This window comes from uncultured Aquimarina sp. (assembly GCF_947492965.1).
Taxonomy (GTDB): Bacteria; Bacteroidota; Bacteroidia; order Flavobacteriales; family Flavobacteriaceae; genus Aquimarina.
Genome location: NZ_CANLOZ010000001.1, coordinates 742,848 through 763,735, shown reverse-complemented (window position 1 = coordinate 763,735; position 20,888 = coordinate 742,848). Strand labels below are relative to the sequence as shown.

Genomic DNA, 20,888 nt, shown 5'->3' with positions numbered 1-20,888 from the left:
ATTAAAAATTTAAACATTTTCTTTTTTCAAACAAATATTAAATTTTTCAATACTCGTTTCATCTTTATTGCTATCCTGAACTATCAAGATACGATTTCTTCTTTTATATTCTTACAAATAGAAGCTAATTTAGCTCTTTGTTTCACTACTTCTCCGATTACAATAATGGCAGGTGAAGACAATTTTTGTTCTGAAACTACTTGTTCTATAGTTCCAATCGAACCATATCCAAACCTCTCATTATCAGTTGTTCCGTTCTGGATAACAGCTACAGGAACCTCTTGTTTATTTTCGGCTGCAAAGATACTAACAATTTCGCTTAACTTGCTCATTCCCATTAAAATTACCACAGTCGCATTAGATTTAGCTGCCAGGCAAACGTCCTGTGATAATTTATGAGATTTTGTTGTTCCAGTGATCACCCAAAAACTCTCGGATGAACCTCGTTTTGTTAGTGGAATTCCTTGATACGCTGGCACCGCTAGAGATGATGATATCCCAGGAACCATATTTGTTTCAATTCCAAATTCTTGCACATAATCAATTTCTTCTGCTCCACGTCCGAAAATAAAAGGGTCTCCCCCTTTTAGTCGAACGACATGACCATGACTTTTCGCTCTACTAACAATTAATTCATTGATCTGTTCTTGTTGATAAGCGTAACACCCTTTTCGTTTCCCTACAAATATTTTTTCGGCATTTGGAGCATATTCTAATAGAGATTCATTAATCAATGCATCATACAATACAACATCTGCTGATGCTAATGCTTTAATAGCTTTTAATGTAATTAAATCTGGATCACCAGGACCTGCTCCTACAACTGTTAACTTTGGTATCTTGCTACTCATTTCCATCTACTTACATAATTTATTATCCCAAATTCGTATGATGTAAAGATATTATACATTTTCCACTTCAAGTGCTCTAAAGGCTTGCACTTTTTGCAAAAATTGCCCTGCATTTTTAATATAATCCACTGCAAAATCCTTACTTGGTGCATTTCTTTGAATCTGATATATCAAATCTGCAAACGTTCCATCTAGATTTATTTTGCCAGTTGACACAAATTCTTCATCAAACTGATTGATAATACCAGCATGTGTATTTGTCTTCTTATTTTCCGCTAACAATAGGGCTTTTGCCGAGTTAACAAGAGAACTGTAAGCATGGTAAACTGCGTCTGAATACACTTCATTTTCAAAAGATACTTTTGCATTTTCTATTTTCTCTTCACTTTCCAAGAACAAAGTAGCAATTAAGTCTATGACTACACCTGCACATTCTCCAATTCCAATCGCTTTTACATATTCCTCTTCATTTCCCCAATCGATAAAATCTTCTTGGGTAAGATTATCCACATTGGATAAGTCTGTTAGAAAATCGTAGAAATATTTTTCTCCTTGGTTTGCATAATACTCTACAAATTTTCTTCCATTCGAATTTGCTTCAAAATCATCTAATATTCTACGTAAAGCCTCTGGTCCTCTTCTACTTGGTACTTTAACCACTTTATCTGCAAATCGACCTTTACCATCTCCTAGATTTCCTCCACCCAATAATATTTGAAGCGCTGGCGCTACTAACTTATCTTTGGTTCTAACAGACATCCCTTGGAAACCAATATTTGCCATATTATGCTGTCCACAGGCATTCATACATCCACTGATCTTAATTACAAGATCCTCTTTTTCTAAATATTGAGGGTATTCTGTTTTTATAACTCTTTCTAATTCTTCTGCAATACCGGTACTACTTGCTATTCCCAAATTACACGTATCAGTTCCTGGACATGCAGTAATATCAATTGCTTTATTATAACCTGCTTCAACAAATCCTAACTTTTCTAATTCTTGATAGAAGAAAGGCACTAAATTTTCATTTACAAAAGGAATTAAAATATTTTGACGCAGTGATAACCTTAATTCTCCTGCTGCGTATTTTTCTACTAAATCTGCTAATAATCTTGCCTTATCAGTGTAGAAATCTCCTAATAAAACCTTGATTCCAATAGCAACATATCCATCCTGTTTTTGTGTGATCACATTGGTAGATTTCCATAAATCAAAAGCTTTTTGATCTTTAATTTCTACCACAGGTGCTTCAACATCAACTGGAACGGATGCTACATATTTTTCAGCATCTATCTCCACTGTTTTTTGCGCTATAGCTTTTTGCTCTGCCTCTAATAATTCCTTAAAAGCGTCTAAGCCAATATTCTTAACTAAAAACTTCATTCTCGCTTTGGCTCTACTTTTACGCTCACCATGACGATCAAAAATTCTTAACACTCCTTCCATCAATGGAATTATTTTGTTAGCTGGTAAAAAGCTATATAACTCATCTGCATGTCTTGGCTGTGACCCTAATCCACCTGCTAACATCACTTTAAACCCTCTTATACCATTTTCTATCTTAGCAATAAATCCTAAATCATGCATATATGACAATCCTGTATCTTCTTCTGTTCCAGAAAAAGACACCTTGAATTTACGCCCCATTTCCTGACAAATAGGATTTCTTAAAAAGAAACGAAACAATGCATCTGCATACGGTGACACGTCGAAAGGCTCTCTTGGATCAATCCCTGCAGTTTCGGAAGCTGTAACATTACGTACCGTGTTTCCACAAGCTTCTCTAAGAGTAACATCATCTTTTTCCAGTTCTGCCCAAAGTTCTGGAGTCCTATTCAAATCCACATAGTGTATTTGTATATCTTGCCTAGTCGTTATATGCAATCTACCTCTAGAATACTCATCAGAAACCTCACAAATTCTTCGTAGTTGATTACTTAAAACTTTACCATAAGGTAGTTTAATACGAATCATTTGCACTCCTTCCTGACGCTGCCCATATACACCTCTTGCTAAACGAAGGCTACGAAATTTTTCCTCATCAATTTTCCCTTTATGGAATTGCTCAATTTTATTTGCTAATTCTATAATGTCTTTTTCGACAACTGGGTTTTCTATTTCTGTTCTAAAACTTTGCATTTTTTTTCGTGTTTAAAGCTTAAAAAAAGACGTACCTATGACTTTTGTATTCAATTTTTAATTCTTAAAAATTCTTGTTTCTTTATTTCTAAATGTTGGCCATTTAACTAGTCTATAAAACCAACGCCTGCGGTATTGTTTGTTTGAGAATCTATTAATATAAATGATCCCGAGGCTTTATTCTTACTATAAGAATCAATAGCCAAAGGCTTACTTAATTGTATCTGAACTTTTCCAATTTCATTAAGACTTAATGAATTTTGCTCTGTATCTTCTCCAGAAAAATCTGTAGCAATCGTGCCGCTAACATTTTTCACTTTTGCTAAAATTCTGCTACTCCCACTCTGAATCAAATAATTAGTTCCTGGATTTAAATTCTTATTATCCATCCAACAAACTGTAGCTGATAATTGCTTTTCTACTTTTGGTTGTTCTGATGATTTTACAATCATATCTCCACGACTAACGTTTACATCATCTTCTAAGGTTAATGTACAAGAACTACCTCTACCTGCTGTATCAAATTGCTGATCAAAAAAGAATATTTCTTTTATTTTAGACGTTGTTAAAGACGGTAAAATAGTAACCTCATCTCCAACCGAAAGATCTCCTCCGTACAACTTACCTGCATATCCTCTAAAATCATGGAATTCATCTTTCTTAGGTCTAATCACTGTTTGTACAGGGAAACGCACCTCTGCTTTTTCAAATACGTCTTGCGCATCTAATTCTTCTAGATGCTCTAACAAAGTTTGACCATCATACCAAGGCGTATTTTCAGATTTAGTAACAACATTATCCCCTTGTAAAGCACTAACAGGAATAAATGTAACATTTTGCTCTTTATAATCACTTTTAGCAATTAGCTTCTCAAAATCAGACTTAACAGCATCATATTTCTCTTTTGAAAAATCAACCAAATCCATTTTATTAATTGCAACGATAACATCTTTAACCCTTAACAGATTATTGATAAAAAAATGTCGGTATGTTTGTTCGATTACTCCTTTTCTAGCATCTACCAAAATAATAGAAGCTTGGGATGTAGAAGCTCCTGTAACCATATTTCTGGTATATTCTATATGTCCTGGAGTATCCGCTATAATATAACTTTTGGTTTTTGTTGAAAAGTAAATATGAGCAACATCGATTGTAATACCCTGTTCTCTTTCTGCTACTAATCCATCTGTAGCCAATGAAAAATCAAGATAATCAAATCCGTTTGCTTTACTTCTAGTTTCTATAGCCTCTAACTTATCGGTAGTCAATGATTTTGTATCGTATAAAATACGACCTATCAAAGTACTCTTCCCATCATCTACACTTCCTGCTGTTGCTATCTTTAGTACGTCCATAGCTATTTATTAATTATTCTCTAAGAGTAGAGTATTCTTTTTTATTTATTATTTTATTTTGGATTCTAGCCTACGCTAGGATGACAAAATTTTAAAAATATCCTTGTTGTTTTCTTTTTTCCATTGCCGCTTCCGATCTTTTATCATCGATACGAGCTCCTCTTTCTGAAATTGTTGATTCTCTTATTTCCGCAACTACTTTATCGATGGTAATTGCATCAGAAAGCACAGCAGCAGTACATGACATATCACCAACTGTACGAAATCTAACCAATCGTTCTTCTACCAGTTCATCCTCTTCTCTATGCACGATATCATCTTCTGCAGACCATATCATACCATCTCTAACAAACGTTTTACGTTTGTGTGCAAAATAAATCGATGGAATTTCTATCCCTTCCTTCTGGATATAACTCCAAACATCTAATTCGGTCCAGTTACTTATAGGAAATACTCTCACGTTTTGTCCTAAATCTATTTTGCCATTGAGGTGATCGAACAATTCTGGCCTCTGATTTTTCTCATCCCATTGACCAAAATCATCTCTTACCGAAAAAATACGTTCTTTGGCTCTAGCTTTTTCTTCATCACGCCTAGCACCACCGATTGCAGCATCGAACTTAAATTCTTCTAAAGCATCCAAAAGTGTTGTAGTTTGTAAACTATTACGGCTAGCGTATTTTCCTTTTTCTTCGACTACCTTGCCCTGATCAATAGAATCCTGAACATTACGTACAATTAATTCTACTCCTAATTCTTCTGCTAAGCTATCTCTAAATTCGATAGTTTCTGGAAAATTATGCCCTGTATCAATATGTAATAAAGGAAATGGGATTTTAGCAGGATAAAATGCTTTCTGTGCCAGTCGCACTAATGTAATAGAATCTTTCCCTCCCGAAAAAAGTAATACAGGCTTCTCGAACTGAGCAACTACTTCTCTAAAAATATAAATTGCTTCACTTTCCAAAGGATTTACTTCTAGTACTTTTTTATCCAAAACTTGTTCTTTTATATGTTCAATAACTTCCATATAATGTGTTTTTTAATCTTCTTTTTTACGTCCTACACTACTACACCAGATTAATTAGTATGTAATCCACACTCTCTGTTTCCTAACACTTTGGTAGGGTCAAAATATTTAAATTCGTTTGGTAAATTATGCTGTTCTAAATACACATCTAACTCTGCATCACTGTAATAGTAGAATGGACTTACTTTAAGTACTCCATCTCCACTCAAACTCAAAATATCTAGTGAATCTCTTAACGCTGTTTGTCCTTTTCTCAGGTTAGTAAACCAAACATCTGGTTTAAAATCTGCCATTGCTCTCTTAAAAGGTTCTAGCTTTACTTGTTCGGTAAACAACTTATGCTTAGGGTCCTCGATATCAGGAATCCCCATCACCACATCTCTATGAGAAGAAGTTTGCTTAGGAACATACAGTTTAATGTTTAATTTCAATAACTCAATAACTTCCTCAGCATGTCTATATGTATTCGGTGTATTATAACCTGAATCACACCAAATCACTGGAATATCCGATAAAGCCTGAGCACATACATTTAGTATTGCGGCTTCATAAGGTCTAAAGTTAGTTGTTACCACAGGTGTTTTTGCATTTAAAACAGCCCATTGAACAATTTCTAAAGGACTCTTATCCTTTAAAGTATTATTCAATCTTTCTATGTCTTTTTCTGTAAAGTTCATCTTTAATTTCTCTTTTCCTGTAATAGCAATTATTTTCCCCATTTGATTCGATTCCAAATTCTTTCATGAAAGAAATACAGTATCATCTTTGTCACAAAATCAATTGATGCGATAGATGTAGCTAGAGCGATCTCTCCTGTTAACACATAAGAAACTATCAATGTATCCAACGTACCAACGATTCTCCAGCTAATAGCTTTTGCAACACTGCGCAAAGGCTTTTCTGAAGCTCTATCAGTTTCGTACGATGTTTTTTTCGTAGCTACTTTATCTAATATCATTTGATCTACAACCATTTTTTAATTAAAACCTATTACCCTATCGGAATAGTAGATTATTAAACAAATGTAGATATAAAATTCTATTATTAAGTCTAAAAAACTTTAAAAAATTACTAGAAATGAAATAATTATGATATTATTAATAAAAACCCTAGCAGATTAGTAGATTATTAATCAAATTATCTTAAATCCTCTGAATCAATCATAATAATATCTGTTTTTACAGTGGTACTATTGTTGAAGTTGTCCCATATTTTAAAACGAAGACTATGATATCCAGAATTTATATCTTCTAACGCGTATTCTATTACGCCGTTTTTATAAGTGTCGTTTTGATTTTTGAAAGAATTATTAAGAATAACCCTCTTTTCTTCATCACCATTAATGATCAATTCTATCTGATGCCCAAGACCTTCTGAAAGATTTATACCACTTTCATCACTAATAAATACTTCCATTTTCGTATTAGAGGTAATAACATTAATATCTTTAATCTCTTTACCTCCTAAAAGCATTTTAACCTTAGGGCTTTTGACATCTTTTGCTACAGCATTATTTATACCTCCCATTAAAACTTTGTCATATACACCAAATAAGTCTTTTGTAGTATTATCCTCTTGAGCGTATAAACTTATTTTTCTAGTTCCCACAGCAACATCCATATCTTTTGGCAACACAAAACTGATATCAAATCGTCCTTTTTTAACTCTTGCATTACTTCGAACAACAACCTTATCTTGACTCTTATAATTCATCCTTATCAAATCACCTTTTGCATCTTTAATTCGATCATTTGCCAATGTTTCCCTATCTTTTTCTCTATCGAAAACTGTAAGTTGTATATTACCTTTAAAATCTTTCTTAACTCTTCCTTTATCATTTATCAATTGCCCGGATATTTTTACTTTATCTAACACCTTCAACGTATCTTTAAACTTATCGATCGGTATGTTATTAACATGAGTTATTTGAACTCCAGCAGAAGGCAACTGAAGCGACATGACCGGATCACCAATAAAAAACACATTTCTTTTATCATGAAATCGTGAACTATTTTTTAACTTCAAGACTGCTTCTGCTGGTTTTAATGATGCTCCATTCTCTGAAAACAAAGACCTTATAACTTTATTATTTATTCTAATCCCACTACTCAAAAAAATCTCTCTTGTTGTTGCAATTAAACCTATTGCTCCTCCTTTCGGATTCTTAAAAAGATACTCTCCCACAGAAGTCGTATGTGGGTTATCAAAACGAGTAGCCAAGCAAGTAACGGTAATAAACAAAGGAAGTCGATTGATATTTCTTAATTCCCTGGCTTCTTTTTTAGTAAAAAAGAATTCAATTCCAAAGCCTTCTTCTTCTGCATGTCCGAAATAATCAACTACTGCTGCACCTCTGTGAATTCTTTTCACTAGATCTGAAGTGACTTTAGGATATTTTTGACCACTGAAAGAGGTATGTTGTAGATATGAATCACTATACATCTTCGAAATATTCAAAAAAGGATATTTCACAACTATTGAATCCGACAATTTATCCAGATTTTCCTGAATCCCTCTTTCCCATCTTTTATCGATATCATCAGAAAGTAATAATATATCATTTCGCCAATCCCCTAAAGAACTCTTTTGATGGTATCCTATAAATTTATTTACAAACTCATCTGCTTCCTTTGCATCGTTTACCAATATTCTACCTACTACAATATCTAAGTCATCTTTTAACTGCATCGTTCCTTCTTCGGGATCCATCATCACAAAAAAATCATCTGAAATATATGATCTTGTATTAGAAAAACTATTGTAGCTTATAAAACTAGGAACATCATTTTTTTTAAAAGTTCCAAGAGTTGAAACTCCTTCTAACTTATTTTTGTAATCTATCGTAGCATTACCCATGAGGCAGACATAAGAAACTCTTTTATTTTCTTCAGAAGCATTACTATACACGTACCTAATGAAATTCCTAATGGCACCTATGTCTTTTTTTCCACTACTAAACTCATTATAAATTTTTTGTAATGAAACTACTTTTACATTAAGACCATTATGAACTCTATGAAAATTTGCTAATTTGTTTGCTGCTCCTAACATCTCGTGTGTGGTAATAATCAAATAATCAATATCTAAGAACTTACCTGTATCATCCAAAAAAATGGTCCCATTTAAATTCTGATTTTCTACTTTCGATTCTTTTAGTAGCAAAGGAGTGTAAAAATGATTAAACAAGACAGAGACGAACTTTCTTTCTTGATTCATTCGAATATTAAAATCGAATGTATTATTTAGCGAATAATTTTTATAGACAGTAAGCTCCGAAGGATTTGTAACATCCCACACTTCTTCAATCTTACCAGCATTCGATAGTTGTACTGTTGCTATTTTATCTATATTTCGAGAAAGCGGTGTTCCAAATTCTAAAGGTTTATCCGTATTTATCAATAGTCTTTCTGTAGACACACTTATATAGTCTATAAAAGCTTTTCCAAAGGCTTTTTCATTAACGAAGTACTTTAAACCAAAACGTATAGAATCTGAGTTTGTTCTAAAGGTTTTTTGCAATCGACCTTCTCTAGCAAAGACATTATTAGAAGATGGTGGAAAACTAATCTTTTCTGGATGTTTTCCATTAACTTTAACCTCTAGTCTAGAGGACTTATAAGATTGATTGGCAGCAATCAAGGTATAGTGAACCGATGCTGTATCTACCTTATTAGGAAAATGGAAGGAAAAGTGTTTTTCTTCATTTTCTTTAATTTTATCGCCAAACCATCTTCGCCCCATTAGACCAAGATTAAATTCATCAGTTTCATGAAACTGGTAGTCTATAAAAGATGTAATGAGCGTATCACCTTTTTTAATTGAATCCTTAGCTTCAGAAATACGTTTCCCTTTTTTACCATCTGCGGTGATAAAATAAAATGACCTATCATCATATAAATTTATGTGGGTTTTACTATCAGAATTATATCCCTCAGTACCACGACCATAAAATAAGATGTAAGTATCTTTAGATAATTTACCATCTTTAATTCCAACAATTTTTATTGGATTCTCTATTAAATCAAAAGTAGTATTCTCTTTGTTTCTTAACGGTAACATAGAGCCACCATTACCATAAACTTTAATAGTGGCTGGATCTATATTAGAAACATCCAACCCTAAATCTTTCAAAAATTGATATGAGATTTTATGAACTCCTGTCTTAGCAACATAAAACTTATACCAATTTCCTGTTGTTAAAACAGAGTTCGATAATGGAATTTTAGATGCTTTTTGAAATGAAGGTTGTTGCAGATTCGCATGTACTAATACATCCATTCTTCCGGTGCAGAATGCAACAAAATGAACTGCAAGGAAGCAAAAACTAATAACATTTAGTCTATTCATACTAAATTAATTACACCAACTAAATTCTTTTGAAAACAAATTAAATTACACAAAAGCATCTGTTAAATGTACTATATTTTTAGTGTTGGAATATCCAAATATTATACCATTATATCTTTTCCAAGGCTTGTTCTATATCTGCGATAATATCATCAATATGTTCTAAACCAACCGAACACCTTACCATTCCATCTGTTATCCCTACAGAAAGTTTATCCTCCGTTGCTAATTTACTATGTGTAGTAGATGCTGGATGGGTAACAATGGTTCTAGTATCTCCTAAATTCGCAGATAACGAACACATTTGAATACTGTCGAAAAAAGTTTTCCCTCCTTCTACTCCATTCGTAACTTCAAAGGCTACGATATTGCCTCCAAGCTTCATTTGTTTTTTAGCTACTTCATATTGCGGATGAGATTTCAAGAAAGGGTACTTCACCCAATTTACCTTTGGATGTACTTCTAAGAATTCTGCCAATTTCAATGCATTTTCACAATGACGATCTGCTCGAACCGAAAGCGTTTCCAAACTTTTAGATAATACCCAAGCATTAAAAGGAGATAAAGCAGGTCCTGTATTTCTTGAAAAGAGATAGATCTCTCTGATCAATTCTTTTTTACCAACGGTTACCCCTCCTAATACTCTACCTTGACCATCAATCAATTTTGTAGCAGAGTGGATTACTAAATCCGCTCCAAACTTTATTGGGTTTTGTAAATAAGGAGTTGCGAAGCAATTATCTATAACTAATAAAAGATTATGCTTTTTAGCAATAGTTCCTAAAGCTTCTAAATCCAAAACATCAACTCCTGGATTCGTTGGAGATTCTGCATAAATAATCTTGGTATTAGACTGTATCAGACTCTCTATCGTATTTACTTCATTAACCTTAAAATAACTAGTTTCTATATTCCATTTAGGGAGATACTTAGTAAAAAGAGAATGGGTAGATCCAAACACTGATCTTGCTGAAACGATATGATCACCTGCATTCAATAATGCTGCAAACGTAGAAAATACAGCAGCCATACCTGTTGCAAATGCATATCCATCTTCTGCTCCTTCCAGCTTGCAAATTTTATCTACAAATTCTGTTGTGTTAGGATTACTAAATCTACTATATAGGTTTCTATCTTTTTCTTCAGCAAATGCCGCCCTCATTTCTTCGGAATCTTCAAAAACAAATCCCGATGTCATATACATTGGAGTAGAATGCTCTAAGAACTGAGTTTTTTCAGTTTGTGTTCTTATTGCTTGAGTTTCAAAATTATTGCTTTTTAAGCTCATACTTCTTCATTATTAACCACTACTTTATAATTAATTGTAGCTGTTGGTTCTAGCGTTTTAGAAACAGAACAATATTTTTCAAATGATAACTGAGCTGCTCTTTTTGCCTTTTCTGGCGAGATTTCTCCTTCTAAAAATACAGTTACCGAAATTTCTTTAAAAGGTTTTGCACCGTCTATTGCTACACGTGTTCCATCTACTTCTGCCCTGTACTCTGTAATCTCTTGTCGTTGTTTTTTTAATATAGAAATCACATCAATAGCACTACATCCTGCTACTCCCATCAACACATATTCCATCGGGCTTGGCGCAAGATCATGTCCACCCACTTCAGCTTTACTATCAATATAGGTCACATGACCTCTTTCATTCTTTAATTCGAAATGGTAATCGCTATCTATTCTTTTGAGTTGTATTTTCATTTTATTTTTAAGTTTCTTTATTCGCTAAGTTTATCCTTTTTCTGTTAATCTCAAAATATCACCAAAAACTCCTCTAGCAGTAACAGCTGCTCCCGCTCCCGCTCCCTGAATTACGATCGGTTGATCTCCATAAGATTCTGTGTAAATTTCGAATATAGAGTCGGATCCTTTTACCTGACCTAACGCGCTACTTTCTGGTACAGACACTAACTTTACATCCAGAATCCCTTTTTCTTCAAATAAATCACCATGTAAATCACCAATATATCGTAAAACATGGTTAGACTGCTGCTCGTCTTTTATTTTTTGATAAACAGGGTTTAACTCTTCTATCTTATTCAAAAAACTGCTCGCATCGCCGCCTCGTAAGTTTTCAGGAATCAAATTATGAATATTGATATCTACAAACTCATTACTTAGGTCTAACTCTCTTGCCAAAATCAATAGCTTTCTACCTACATCATTTCCGCATAAATCTTCTCTTGGATCTGGCTCTGTAAATCCTTTATCCATTGCCTCCCGTAATACTTCACTGAATACTCTATCCTCCTTAGAAAACGTATTAAACAAATAACTAAGAGATCCAGAAAAAACACCTTTAATTCTGGTAATATTTTCACCTGATAAATGCAGTAGTTTTATAGTATCAATTAAAGGCAAACCTGCACCGACATTAGTTTCGTATAAATATTGTTTCTGATACTGTTCTAATTTACTTCGTAAATCTTTATAAAAATCAAAACTTAAAGTATTCGCAATCTTGTTAGAAGACACGATATCAAAACCATTCTCTACTAACTTCAGGTAATTATCAGTAAACTCCTTGCTTGCTGTATTATCCACTGCAATTAAGTTTTCTAAATGGTATTGGTTGGCAAAATCAATTATATCCTGAATTCCATAAGTAACTCCTTCATTTATATTTAATTGCCAATTAGCACCCACTCCTTTTGGATCCAAAAGCACCTTCCTGGAATTTGCTACTGCAAAAACATTAAGGTCGATTTTTTTTCTTTTTTTAATTTTCTCAGCAGACTCTAAAATTTGATTGATTAAGGTTCCTCCAACCAATCCATGACCAAAAATGGCAATATTAATTTTTTTCGTCACTCCAAAAATCTCTCCATGAATTACATTTAAAGCCTTATGAAGCTGCTTTTTATAAACGACCAGACTCACATTATTGCCTGAAACAGTATTATTAAAAAGTAACGGAATAACCTGATTTTTAATGAGTGCATTATATGGTCTATGAAACGTACTTAAATCCTGTCCGATAATAGAAATTACAGAAACCTCATCCTCTACCGTAATCGTATTTACATCTTGTGTCTGAAAATCCACTTCAAATTCTTGTTCCAGGACTTTTTTGGCTTCATTTGCTTTTTCTGAAGCTACCACTAATCCTATCCCTCTTTCTGAAGAACCTTGGGAAATAATACTTACACTTATATTCTTGTAAGCAAGTGCTTTAAATATTCTAGCATCTACTCCTACTTTTCCAAGAAGTCCCCTTCCTTCTAAATTAATTAAAGACACATTTTCTAAAACAGACAAAGATTTAATTCCTTTTTTACTTGCTTCAGACGTAATTAATGTACCATTATCATTATGATCAAAGGTGTTTAAAATTCGTAAAGGAATATCCTTCTCGATTAAAGGAATAATGGTTTTTGCATGTAAAATATTAGCTCCAAAATAAGCTAATTCATTAGCCTCTGTAAAAGATAGCTTTTCTATTTTTTTGGCATCAGCTACCAGATCTGGGTTCGCTGTATAAATACCATTTACGTGGGTGAAGTTTTGCAACTCCTCTGCATCTAAATAGTTTGCTAATAATGCAGCCGTATAATTACTTCCATTTCTACCCAAAGTAGTTGTTTCATTCTTGGTATTTGAAGCTATAAAACCAGTTACTATATTTACTGTATCTCCGTTATACTTTTTAAAATGATTCACAACATTTTCTTTAGATAACTTCTCTAGCGGTTGTGCTTCTCCAAACGTAGCATCCGTTTTAATTAAAGCTCTACTATCTGTAAAATTAGCATTTACACCTCTTTCCTGGAGCAAATGGGTAAGCAATTTAGCAGAAATCACTTCTCCTTGAGATAATACCTGATCCTTGATTCTTTTACTATAATCACCTAATAAAGAAACTCCTTCAAATAATTTATCCAAGGTTTCAAATTCTATATCTGCATTGAAATTAGCATACTCTGCCAATTGATATTTTTTGAATGAAGCAAGCTGTTCTTGGTAGCTTTCATTATTTACTGCTTTTTCCAAAATTTCTTCCAACTCATCAGTGGACTTCCCTCTAGCAGAAAGTACGACAGCCAAAGCTTCTCCACTCTTTGCCTTATCTTCTATTATATCTACCACTTTATGGATTCCTTTTCCATTGGCAAGTGATTTTCCTCCAAATTTTAGAATTTTCATTTTCTAATTCATTTTAAAATACATCAGATAACAATTCACCTAGCTGATCAAATTCTATTAAAAAAGCATCATGTCCATGCACTGAATCTATCATGTGATGTGCAATATTTGTTTTCACCTTTTTAAGTTCTTCAAAAGTGGCCATATCTTCACTAGCAGTAAAAAAACCATCTGAATTCACACTTACAATATGAATATCAGATGCTATTGTAGCTACCACATCTCTAAAGCTTCCTCTTCCCTCTGTTATATCGATATTGGCAAGTACATAATTGAGTTGTTTATACGCAGAAAGTGTAAACCGTTCCTTTAATTTTTCTCCATGATGTAAAAGCCAACTTTCCACATTATACATCTTCTGTTCATCATTAAAACTTCTATCAAATTTCTGTTTAAAAGATTCCGGAGATCTATAAATCAACATGGCATGTAATCTAGCATCATAAACAGGATTCTTAGAATTCTGCAAAATTTGTTGTTGTACCAAGCAATTTGCTTTTAACCAATCTGTAGATTTCCAATCCGTAGCTACTGGGATTAAATGTTTCATCAGCTTTGGCTCCAATGCTGCTAATTCCCATGCTATTCCTCCACCGACAGACCCACCAATGGCAGCGTACAATGTTTTTATATCTAATTGTTCTAACCCTTCAGCAAAAATCCTGGCGATATCTCTCGCAGTAAACAATTGATAATCGGAAATCAAATTATCTTCATCCCCATCATAACCATTACCCGGAATATTAAAAGCAATTATTGTATATTGATTGATATCGATAGATTTACCAGATCCTATAAGCCCATTCCACCAACCATTTGTTCCACAGACATTAGAATTCCCAGTCAAAGCATGATTTACTAAAACTATAGGAGCTGTATGCAATGGTTTTCCAAACACTTCATAGAACAAAGGAAATTGTGCTACTTTTTGCCCATTTACTGTTATAAAATCCGTTATTTGAACTTTTTGAAGCATAGAATTATGTAACTTCATCTGATATGCCTAACCCTTATTCATCTTCAAAAGAATAAGAATTAACCATCAATCTGATATATGATTCTTAATTAACTTTTTGAGCTACTTTTGCAAAGGCTCCTTTTAAATCTGTTTTTAAATCTTCTACATTTTCTAACCCTACAGAAAGTCTAATCAAATCCTGTGTAACTCCTGTTGATTCTTGCTGTTCTGGAGTAAGCTGTTGATGTGTAGTGCTTGCAGGGTGGATAATTAAAGATTTAGAATCTCCAATATTTGCCAATAAAGAGAAAATCTCAGTCTCATTCGCTACAGTTTTAGCAGAATCAAATCCTCCTTTTACACCAAAAGTAATAATACCACTCTGTCCTTTTGGAAGATATTTATTAGCAAGCTCATGATAGGTATCGCTCTCTAATCCTGGATATTTCACCCAGGTTACTTCATCTTGCTCTTGTAACCATTTAGCTAATGCTAATGCATTTTCGCTGTGCTTTTTAATTCTAATCTCAAGAGTTTCTAAACCTTGTAAAATTTGGAATGCGTTAAAAGGACTTAAAGCAGCACCATGATCCCTCAAGCCTTCTATTCTAATTTTAGCAATAAAAGCTGCAGCTCCCAATGCATCATGATACACTAAACCATGATATCCTGCAGAAGGTTCTGTAAATTCGGGAAATTTGCCGCTTGACCAATCAAAAGTTCCTGCATCTATGACAACGCCTCCAAGAGAAGTTCCATTACCACTGATATATTTTGTTAACGAATGGATTACAATATTAGCACCGTGTTCAATTGGATTTAATAATGCTGGTGTAGCCACTGTGTTATCCACAATTAAAGGCACTTTGTAAGCTTTTGCTTCTTTAGAAATAGCTTTAAGATCCAGAACATCTAGTTTAGGATTACCTAATGACTCTACAAAGAATACTCTTGTATTTTCCTGAACAGCATTTTTAAAGTTTTCAGCATCCGAAGGATCCACAAAAGTGGTAGTAATTCCAAATCTTGGTAATGTTACATTTAATAGATTATAGGTTCCTCCATATAGACTACTAGAAGCTACTATATGATCTCCTGATTTAAGAAGCGTAAGTAAGGTAGTATTTATGGCAGCCGTTCCTGATGCAGTAACAACTGCTGCGATACCTCCTTCTAAAGCTGCCAATCGTTGTTCTAAAATATCATTTGTAGGATTATTTAGTCTTGTATAAATAAATCCTGGCTCTGATAAGTTAAATAAATTAGCAGCATGATCTGCATCATTAAAAACGTAAGATGTTGTTTGGTAGATCGGAACTGCTCTGGTTCCGCCGTTAGTTTTAACATCGTGACCTGCGTGTAAAGCTTCTGTTGCAAATTTTTGTGCACTCATAATTTTCTATTTTTAAATTTTAAATAATTGATAAAATTCAAATACATCAGTCACTTAAAGTGGCTGCATAGAAAATTAAAAAGAAAGGAAATAACAATTACAAGAAAAGTAATTGCATTGAGTTATCTTTTTCGTCAAATGACGAATAGAATTTAGCACCTTCTTTATGACTAAAGGGTTGCTAAGGTTTCATAGGGTCTATTCCCTCCACCTTTCTTAATAACTTACTAACATGTATAAGAAACTTCGAAACAAAACTAAGAATTATTTTTCAACTAGAAACAATTTGTCTTAAAAATTATTTTGATCTAAAAAAACACCCTTTAAAAGTTTTTCTTATTGTAAATAAATTAATGATACGTTAAATACTTTCGAATATTATCATTTTTTTTACCTTTGCCGAATTAATAAAAAAAGGGATAGATTTGACTGATTGCAACCCTAAAGAGCTGACATTGTACTATGACTAGATCAATTCAGTGAATAAATGCTAAAGCAGTTCGATATAATACAATTTCAAATCGAAAGCTTCTTTACTTGCAATCCTTCTTATTTATTATAGTTTATTCTATAAAAACAACAAAAAATGGCGTATTTATTTACTTCAGAAAGTGTATCTGAAGGACATCCGGATAAAGTAGCAGATCAAATTAGTGATGCTTTGTTAGATAATTTCCTAGCTTTTGATAAGGATTCCAAGGTAGCTTGTGAAACTTTAGTAACAACTGGACAAGTAGTTCTTGCTGGAGAGGTAAAATCTAAAACATATCTTGATGTACAACAAATAGCAAGAGAAGTAATTAATGATATAGGATACACTAAAGGAGCATATCAGTTTAGCGGTGATTCTTGTGGTGTTATTTCTTTAATACATGAACAATCGCAGGATATTAACCAAGGAGTAGATAGAGAAATGAAAGAAGAGCAAGGTGCAGGTGATCAAGGAATGATGTTTGGATACGCTACTAAGGAAACGGAAAATTATATGCCGTTGGCTTTAGATATTTCACACAAAATCTTAATCGAACTAGCAAAATTAAGAAGAGAAGGCACTGAAATTCCTTATCTGCGACCAGACTCCAAAAGTCAGGTTACTATAGAGTATAGTGATGACAATGTACCTCAACGTATTGTAGCAATTGTTGTATCTACTCAACACGATGATTTTGATATTGACGATGAAGTGATGCTAGCAAAAATTAAAAATGATATTGTATCTATTTTGATTCCTAGAGTAATCGCTCAACTACCAAAATATGTTCAAGATTTATTTAATGATCAGATCACGTATCATATAAATCCAACAGGTAAGTTCGTAATTGGTGGACCACATGGAGATACTGGTCTTACTGGAAGAAAAATCATAGTAGATACCTATGGTGGAAAAGGAGCTCATGGTGGAGGTGCTTTTTCTGGAAAGGACCCTAGTAAAGTAGATCGTTCTGCAGCGTATGCTTCTAGACATATTGCAAAAAACTTAGTAGCAGCAGGCGTAGCTAGTGAAGTATTAGTACAGGTTTCTTATGCTATTGGTGTGGTGGAACCAACCTCGATTTTTGTTGACACCTACGGAACTAGTACTTTAGGTATTACTGATGGAGAAATCGCTGAAAAAGTAGCTAACATTTTTGATATGAGACCGGCTGCTATTGAAGAACGCTTAAAACTACGTAATCCAATTTATAAAGAAACTGCAGCATACGGACATATGGGTAAGCAACCTAAGCTTGTAACAAAAGTATTTGAAAGTCCTTATTCTGGGAAGGTTGAAAAAGAGGTAGAATTATTTACTTGGGAAAAGCTTGATTATGTAGATCAGGTAAAAAAAGTTTTTCAGATATAACTATATCGTAATTTTCACGTAACTTTATAGCCTCCAATACTTTATATATTTGGAATTATATCATTTTTAATTGATCATATTTTCGGATACTATAAGAAGACCTACGAATACTAAATTATTAAAATAAAGGTTATCATTTTAAAATATATTTAGTCTTGATAATCAATTTTTCAAAAAGTATTAAAATGAAAATAAAAATTGCTGTTACTTTTATAATGCTTTGTGTTTTTGGTTTTTCTTTTGGACAAGATTACAAAAACAACACAAAGTCAATTAAAGAAGTTGATCTTAAAATTGAAGAAGGTTCTTATAATGAAGACAATTCTGTTTCTGCAGATAGACTTATTATAAAAACTCCTGAAGAGCCTGAATCAGCATCAAAAGATGTATCATCGAGACCATATTCTGATGAAGAATGGGCAGATATCAAAAAGCAGATGCTAACTACTAAACAAAGAATGAAAGACCAGAAAGAAATCTTTGCTTCTAAAATAGTAGATACAGTTTTTGTATTAATTCCACCTACAACAAGTGATAAATCGCAACTATCAGGTTGGTAAAAAATAATTCATTATAGTTAAAAAAGGATGTCAAGAAGTTGACATCCTTTTTTGTTTATACACATAAATTAAAGATGTTCTATAGTGCTAGGGGATAATTCCTGATCAAAAAGGGACATTTTCCCTCTGTTTTGGAATGACAATATAAATTAATTTAGCAACTGTAAATCAAGTAATTAAAAACCCATCTATTATGAAATTGAGAATATTATTAACTATCGCTTTGATTTGGTCTGGTCAAAATCTTATTGGACAAGCTACCACTATGGAGAATACAAATACTACATCAACGTATTCTTCTAACACTGAAAATGACAAAAACAAGAAAGCTAACAACAAGAAAGCATTGAAGGATGCTGATAGAGAATGGAGAAAAATAAAAAGAGAAATTAGACGAAATAAAAGAAGAATAGCTAAGAGCAAAGACGGTATTCATAGTTATAAAACTGTAGATACAATATTCGTGGAAATAAAGGTATCAAAAGTCAATACCCAGATCACAGAGTGGTAGTAATCATCTGCTTAATTGACTTCAAAATTAACTTTACTATTAAAAACGGCATTTTACCAAAAAAAAGGGGTATTAACCTATAACTGATATCAAGGTTTTAATGTATTTTTAGAGTAAGATTTATAAAGATAACTTTATCCTATTTGGACACAATAGATTGCCATCTTAACCAAAACTATTGATAGCATTCTTTCTTTTTAAAATCTAAATACGCTTAAAAATATCAAAAACTTAAAACCATACCCATCATGCCGAAATCAAATTATTGTTTAATTGATCCAGACGGTGGCTCTTTAAAAGTTAGAGTAACCGCCAATAACGGAATTAGATCCGGATCAATTTTTGTTCTGTGGGAACTTCAAAACGGGAAATGGGAAAAGAAAGAGAAATTTAATGTTATTACTGGTGATGATGGTGTAGATGAATTTATTCTATTAGAAAAACCGAACGAAATAGAAAATGATTCTCTTGCATGGTCTATCAATGCTTGTTCTTCTATACCAAATGTGTTACGAGGAGAATTTAGTATTACTGTGATACAAGATGGAAAAAATCGATGGACAAAGCAATCATCGCGTCTTGTTCCTAAATGTTCTGATGGAAAACAATTAAAATTTGGAAATCATGTGATTTTCAAACATCTTATCAATGATAACTTTTCAACTTCTGACCTATGGAAAGACACAGAATAAGTTATCTACTACTAATAAGTTTTATTACACTTGTTGGGTATTCGCAAGATTCCGAATTACCTGGTGATAATCAAGGTGCCTACGCTTTTAAGCTGGATTACAATGTTCCTGAGAGTCCTGCTTTCGCGGTGCTAGATGCCAATCCTACAACTATCATGAGAGCTAGTACTCCTCAAGAAATTATTACGCAACTGGCTAGTAATTTTTTAAGCGGTAATGAAGTAAGCCCTGGATTGGCTTTTGATTTCAATCCATATTTCGCTTTTGGTGGCAGACTAAAAAGTGTAAAAGAATACAGAAATAATTACGGGAAAAGATTTCTTGCAAATCTCCAATTATCTATCGCTACTATAAATTCTATGGATTTCCCTGACGATTTGTTATTTTCTGGAGGACTAAGAGCTACACTATTTGACAGTAAAGATCTTATATTCGATGAAGAACTAGGAAAAGATATTGATAATGCGCTACTCCCCGATACAGATCCAGGACCTATGAATTCTGATGATGCAGGAACCGTTGTAGATAATCCTGCTCTAAAACAAGCATACATAAATGCAAAAACTCGCTACATGGAAAAAGCTGGAGGTTCTCTAGCCCTAGGATATGCTATTGCTGGTAGAGCAAGAGATAACTCTTTTAAAACCGACAGCATTGTTACCTATAGACATCAAGCTTGGCTTGTAGGTCAATATGATTTCGGTAAAAGTGGAATGAGTATTAATGGAATGATTATGTATCGTTATGAACAAACACCGCAAGCTACAGATAATGACGGATTCATTAGTGGAATTGCACTTAGAAAATATGGACAAAAACTAATTTTATCTGCAGAAGCATATCATAATAGTATAACAGAAAGTATAGATTTTGGTGGATATGCTGAGGCATATTTAATTCCGAGTATTACTCTTTTTGTATCCCTAAAGAAAGAAACTAACGCAATTACTGGTGACGAAGATGTTATTCTAAAACCAGGAATTAAATGGAATTTTAGTCAAGCAAAAAAATGAAGTATAAAAGACACAAATAATCTAAGTAAAAATTCAATACT

At 33.1% G+C, this 20,888-nt stretch carries 17 protein-coding genes and 1 riboswitch; of the genes, 5 read left to right on the top strand and 12 right to left on the bottom strand.

The annotated features are described in order from the left end of the window. Positions 1-83 precede the first annotated feature (83 nt). The 12 genes from cobA to Q1B37_RS03125 form a co-directional block, all read right to left on the bottom strand. The gene (gene cobA, locus Q1B37_RS03180) at positions 84-851 is read right to left on the bottom strand and encodes a uroporphyrinogen-III C-methyltransferase (protein WP_299895317.1); all 768 of its coding nucleotides are present in this window, start codon (positions 849-851) and stop codon (positions 84-86) included. A 51-nt stretch (positions 852-902) separates the two neighbouring features. Beyond that, positions 903-2,993, bottom strand: coding sequence for a HEPN domain-containing protein (locus Q1B37_RS03175; RefSeq protein WP_299895315.1), 2,091 nt, complete (start codon positions 2,991-2,993; stop codon positions 903-905). Positions 2,994-3,100: 107 nt separating this feature from the next. Beyond that, positions 3,101-4,348 (bottom strand): GTP-binding protein, encoded by a 1,248-nt coding sequence (locus Q1B37_RS03170; protein WP_299895313.1) that lies wholly within the window; start codon positions 4,346-4,348, stop codon positions 3,101-3,103. A gap of 91 nt (positions 4,349-4,439) precedes the next feature. Then, complete coding sequence (cysD, locus tag Q1B37_RS03165; protein ID WP_299895310.1) at positions 4,440-5,378, bottom strand: sulfate adenylyltransferase subunit CysD; 939 nt, start codon at positions 5,376-5,378, stop codon at positions 4,440-4,442. 50 nt (positions 5,379-5,428) lie between these two features. Continuing rightward, positions 5,429-6,055 carry a phosphoadenosine phosphosulfate reductase family protein gene (locus Q1B37_RS03160; RefSeq protein ID WP_299895844.1) on the bottom strand — a complete coding sequence of 209 codons (627 nt, stop codon included), beginning with the start codon at positions 6,053-6,055 and terminating at the stop codon, positions 5,429-5,431. A 29-nt stretch (positions 6,056-6,084) separates the two neighbouring features. Continuing rightward, positions 6,085-6,351 (bottom strand): DUF2061 domain-containing protein, encoded by a 267-nt coding sequence (locus tag Q1B37_RS03155; protein WP_299603149.1) that lies wholly within the window; start codon positions 6,349-6,351, stop codon positions 6,085-6,087. 164 nt (positions 6,352-6,515) lie between these two features. Continuing rightward, a complete protein-coding gene (gene porU / locus Q1B37_RS03150) occupies positions 6,516-9,725 on the bottom strand; it encodes a type IX secretion system sortase PorU (protein WP_299895307.1) in 3,210 nt (1,069 codons plus the stop codon). A 109-nt stretch (positions 9,726-9,834) separates the two neighbouring features. Then, a complete protein-coding gene (locus tag Q1B37_RS03145; protein WP_299895304.1) occupies positions 9,835-11,013 on the bottom strand; it encodes an aminotransferase class I/II-fold pyridoxal phosphate-dependent enzyme in 1,179 nt (392 codons plus the stop codon). After that, positions 11,010-11,435, bottom strand: coding sequence for an OsmC family protein (locus Q1B37_RS03140; protein ID WP_299603157.1), 426 nt, complete (start codon positions 11,433-11,435; stop codon positions 11,010-11,012). The genes Q1B37_RS03145 and Q1B37_RS03140 overlap by 4 nt, the downstream gene beginning before the upstream one ends. Positions 11,436-11,465: 30 nt before the next feature. Beyond that, a complete protein-coding gene (gene thrA, locus Q1B37_RS03135) occupies positions 11,466-13,877 on the bottom strand; it encodes a bifunctional aspartate kinase/homoserine dehydrogenase I (protein WP_299895301.1) in 2,412 nt (803 codons plus the stop codon). A 13-nt stretch (positions 13,878-13,890) separates the two neighbouring features. Further along, a complete protein-coding gene (locus Q1B37_RS03130) occupies positions 13,891-14,871 on the bottom strand; it encodes an alpha/beta fold hydrolase (protein ID WP_299895298.1) in 981 nt (326 codons plus the stop codon). A 67-nt stretch (positions 14,872-14,938) separates the two neighbouring features. Then, positions 14,939-16,228, bottom strand: a complete 1,290-nt coding sequence (locus Q1B37_RS03125) for an O-acetylhomoserine aminocarboxypropyltransferase/cysteine synthase family protein (RefSeq protein WP_299895296.1) — start codon at positions 16,226-16,228, stop codon at positions 14,939-14,941. Positions 16,229-16,347: 119 nt separating this feature from the next. Then, a riboswitch (SAM riboswitch) is annotated at positions 16,348-16,454 on the bottom strand. 360 nt (positions 16,455-16,814) lie between these two features. Between Q1B37_RS03125 and metK the strand changes: the two genes are divergently transcribed. The 5 genes from metK to Q1B37_RS03100 all read left to right on the top strand — a co-directional run bounded on the left by metK (position 16,815) and on the right by Q1B37_RS03100 (position 20,847). Continuing rightward, on the top strand, positions 16,815-18,071 hold the full coding sequence (gene metK, locus Q1B37_RS03120) for a methionine adenosyltransferase (RefSeq protein ID WP_299895294.1): 1,257 nt from the start codon (positions 16,815-16,817) through the stop codon (positions 18,069-18,071). A gap of 185 nt (positions 18,072-18,256) precedes the next feature. Continuing rightward, complete coding sequence (locus Q1B37_RS03115) at positions 18,257-18,631, top strand: hypothetical protein (protein WP_299895291.1); 375 nt, start codon at positions 18,257-18,259, stop codon at positions 18,629-18,631. Positions 18,632-18,824: 193 nt separating this feature from the next. Continuing rightward, positions 18,825-19,142 (top strand): hypothetical protein, encoded by a 318-nt coding sequence (locus tag Q1B37_RS03110; RefSeq protein WP_299603173.1) that lies wholly within the window; start codon positions 18,825-18,827, stop codon positions 19,140-19,142. 248 nt (positions 19,143-19,390) lie between these two features. Beyond that, positions 19,391-19,834, top strand: a complete 444-nt coding sequence (locus tag Q1B37_RS03105) for a hypothetical protein (protein WP_299603176.1) — start codon at positions 19,391-19,393, stop codon at positions 19,832-19,834. Beyond that, complete coding sequence (locus Q1B37_RS03100; protein ID WP_299895288.1) at positions 19,816-20,847, top strand: hypothetical protein; 1,032 nt, start codon at positions 19,816-19,818, stop codon at positions 20,845-20,847. Before Q1B37_RS03105 ends, Q1B37_RS03100 begins: the two co-directional genes overlap by 19 nt. The last annotated feature ends 41 nt before the right edge of the window (positions 20,848-20,888 follow it).

What these genes read in the sequence shown, in the direction of transcription:
- cysD (WP_299895310.1), bottom strand. Translation starts at nt 5,378, where the DNA reads ATGGAAGTTATTGAACATATAAAAGAACAAGTTTTGGATAAAAAAGTA.
- Q1B37_RS03105 (WP_299603176.1), top strand. Translation starts at nt 19,391, where the DNA reads ATGCCGAAATCAAATTATTGTTTAATTGATCCAGACGGTGGCTCTTTA.
- thrA (WP_299895301.1), bottom strand. Translation starts at nt 13,877, where the DNA reads ATGAAAATTCTAAAATTTGGAGGAAAATCACTTGCCAATGGAAAAGGA.
- metK (WP_299895294.1), top strand. Translation starts at nt 16,815, where the DNA reads ATGGCGTATTTATTTACTTCAGAAAGTGTATCTGAAGGACATCCGGAT.
- Q1B37_RS03170 (WP_299895313.1), bottom strand. Translation starts at nt 4,348, where the DNA reads ATGGACGTACTAAAGATAGCAACAGCAGGAAGTGTAGATGATGGGAAG.
- Q1B37_RS03100 (WP_299895288.1), top strand. Translation starts at nt 19,816, where the DNA reads ATGGAAAGACACAGAATAAGTTATCTACTACTAATAAGTTTTATTACA.
- Q1B37_RS03140 (WP_299603157.1), bottom strand. Translation starts at nt 11,435, where the DNA reads ATGAAAATACAACTCAAAAGAATAGATAGCGATTACCATTTCGAATTA.
- Q1B37_RS03115 (WP_299895291.1), top strand. Translation starts at nt 18,257, where the DNA reads ATGAAAATAAAAATTGCTGTTACTTTTATAATGCTTTGTGTTTTTGGT.
- Q1B37_RS03160 (WP_299895844.1), bottom strand. Translation starts at nt 6,055, where the DNA reads ATGAACTTTACAGAAAAAGACATAGAAAGATTGAATAATACTTTAAAG.
- Q1B37_RS03175 (WP_299895315.1), bottom strand. Translation starts at nt 2,993, where the DNA reads ATGCAAAGTTTTAGAACAGAAATAGAAAACCCAGTTGTCGAAAAAGAC.
- Q1B37_RS03125 (WP_299895296.1), bottom strand. Translation starts at nt 16,228, where the DNA reads ATGAGTGCACAAAAATTTGCAACAGAAGCTTTACACGCAGGTCACGAT.
- Q1B37_RS03155 (WP_299603149.1), bottom strand. Translation starts at nt 6,351, where the DNA reads ATGGTTGTAGATCAAATGATATTAGATAAAGTAGCTACGAAAAAAACA.
- Q1B37_RS03130 (WP_299895298.1), bottom strand. Translation starts at nt 14,871, where the DNA reads ATGAAGTTACATAATTCTATGCTTCAAAAAGTTCAAATAACGGATTTT.
- Q1B37_RS03110 (WP_299603173.1), top strand. Translation starts at nt 18,825, where the DNA reads ATGAAATTGAGAATATTATTAACTATCGCTTTGATTTGGTCTGGTCAA.
- porU (WP_299895307.1), bottom strand. Translation starts at nt 9,725, where the DNA reads ATGAATAGACTAAATGTTATTAGTTTTTGCTTCCTTGCAGTTCATTTT.
- Q1B37_RS03145 (WP_299895304.1), bottom strand. Translation starts at nt 11,013, where the DNA reads ATGAGCTTAAAAAGCAATAATTTTGAAACTCAAGCAATAAGAACACAA.
- cobA (WP_299895317.1), bottom strand. Translation starts at nt 851, where the DNA reads ATGAGTAGCAAGATACCAAAGTTAACAGTTGTAGGAGCAGGTCCTGGT.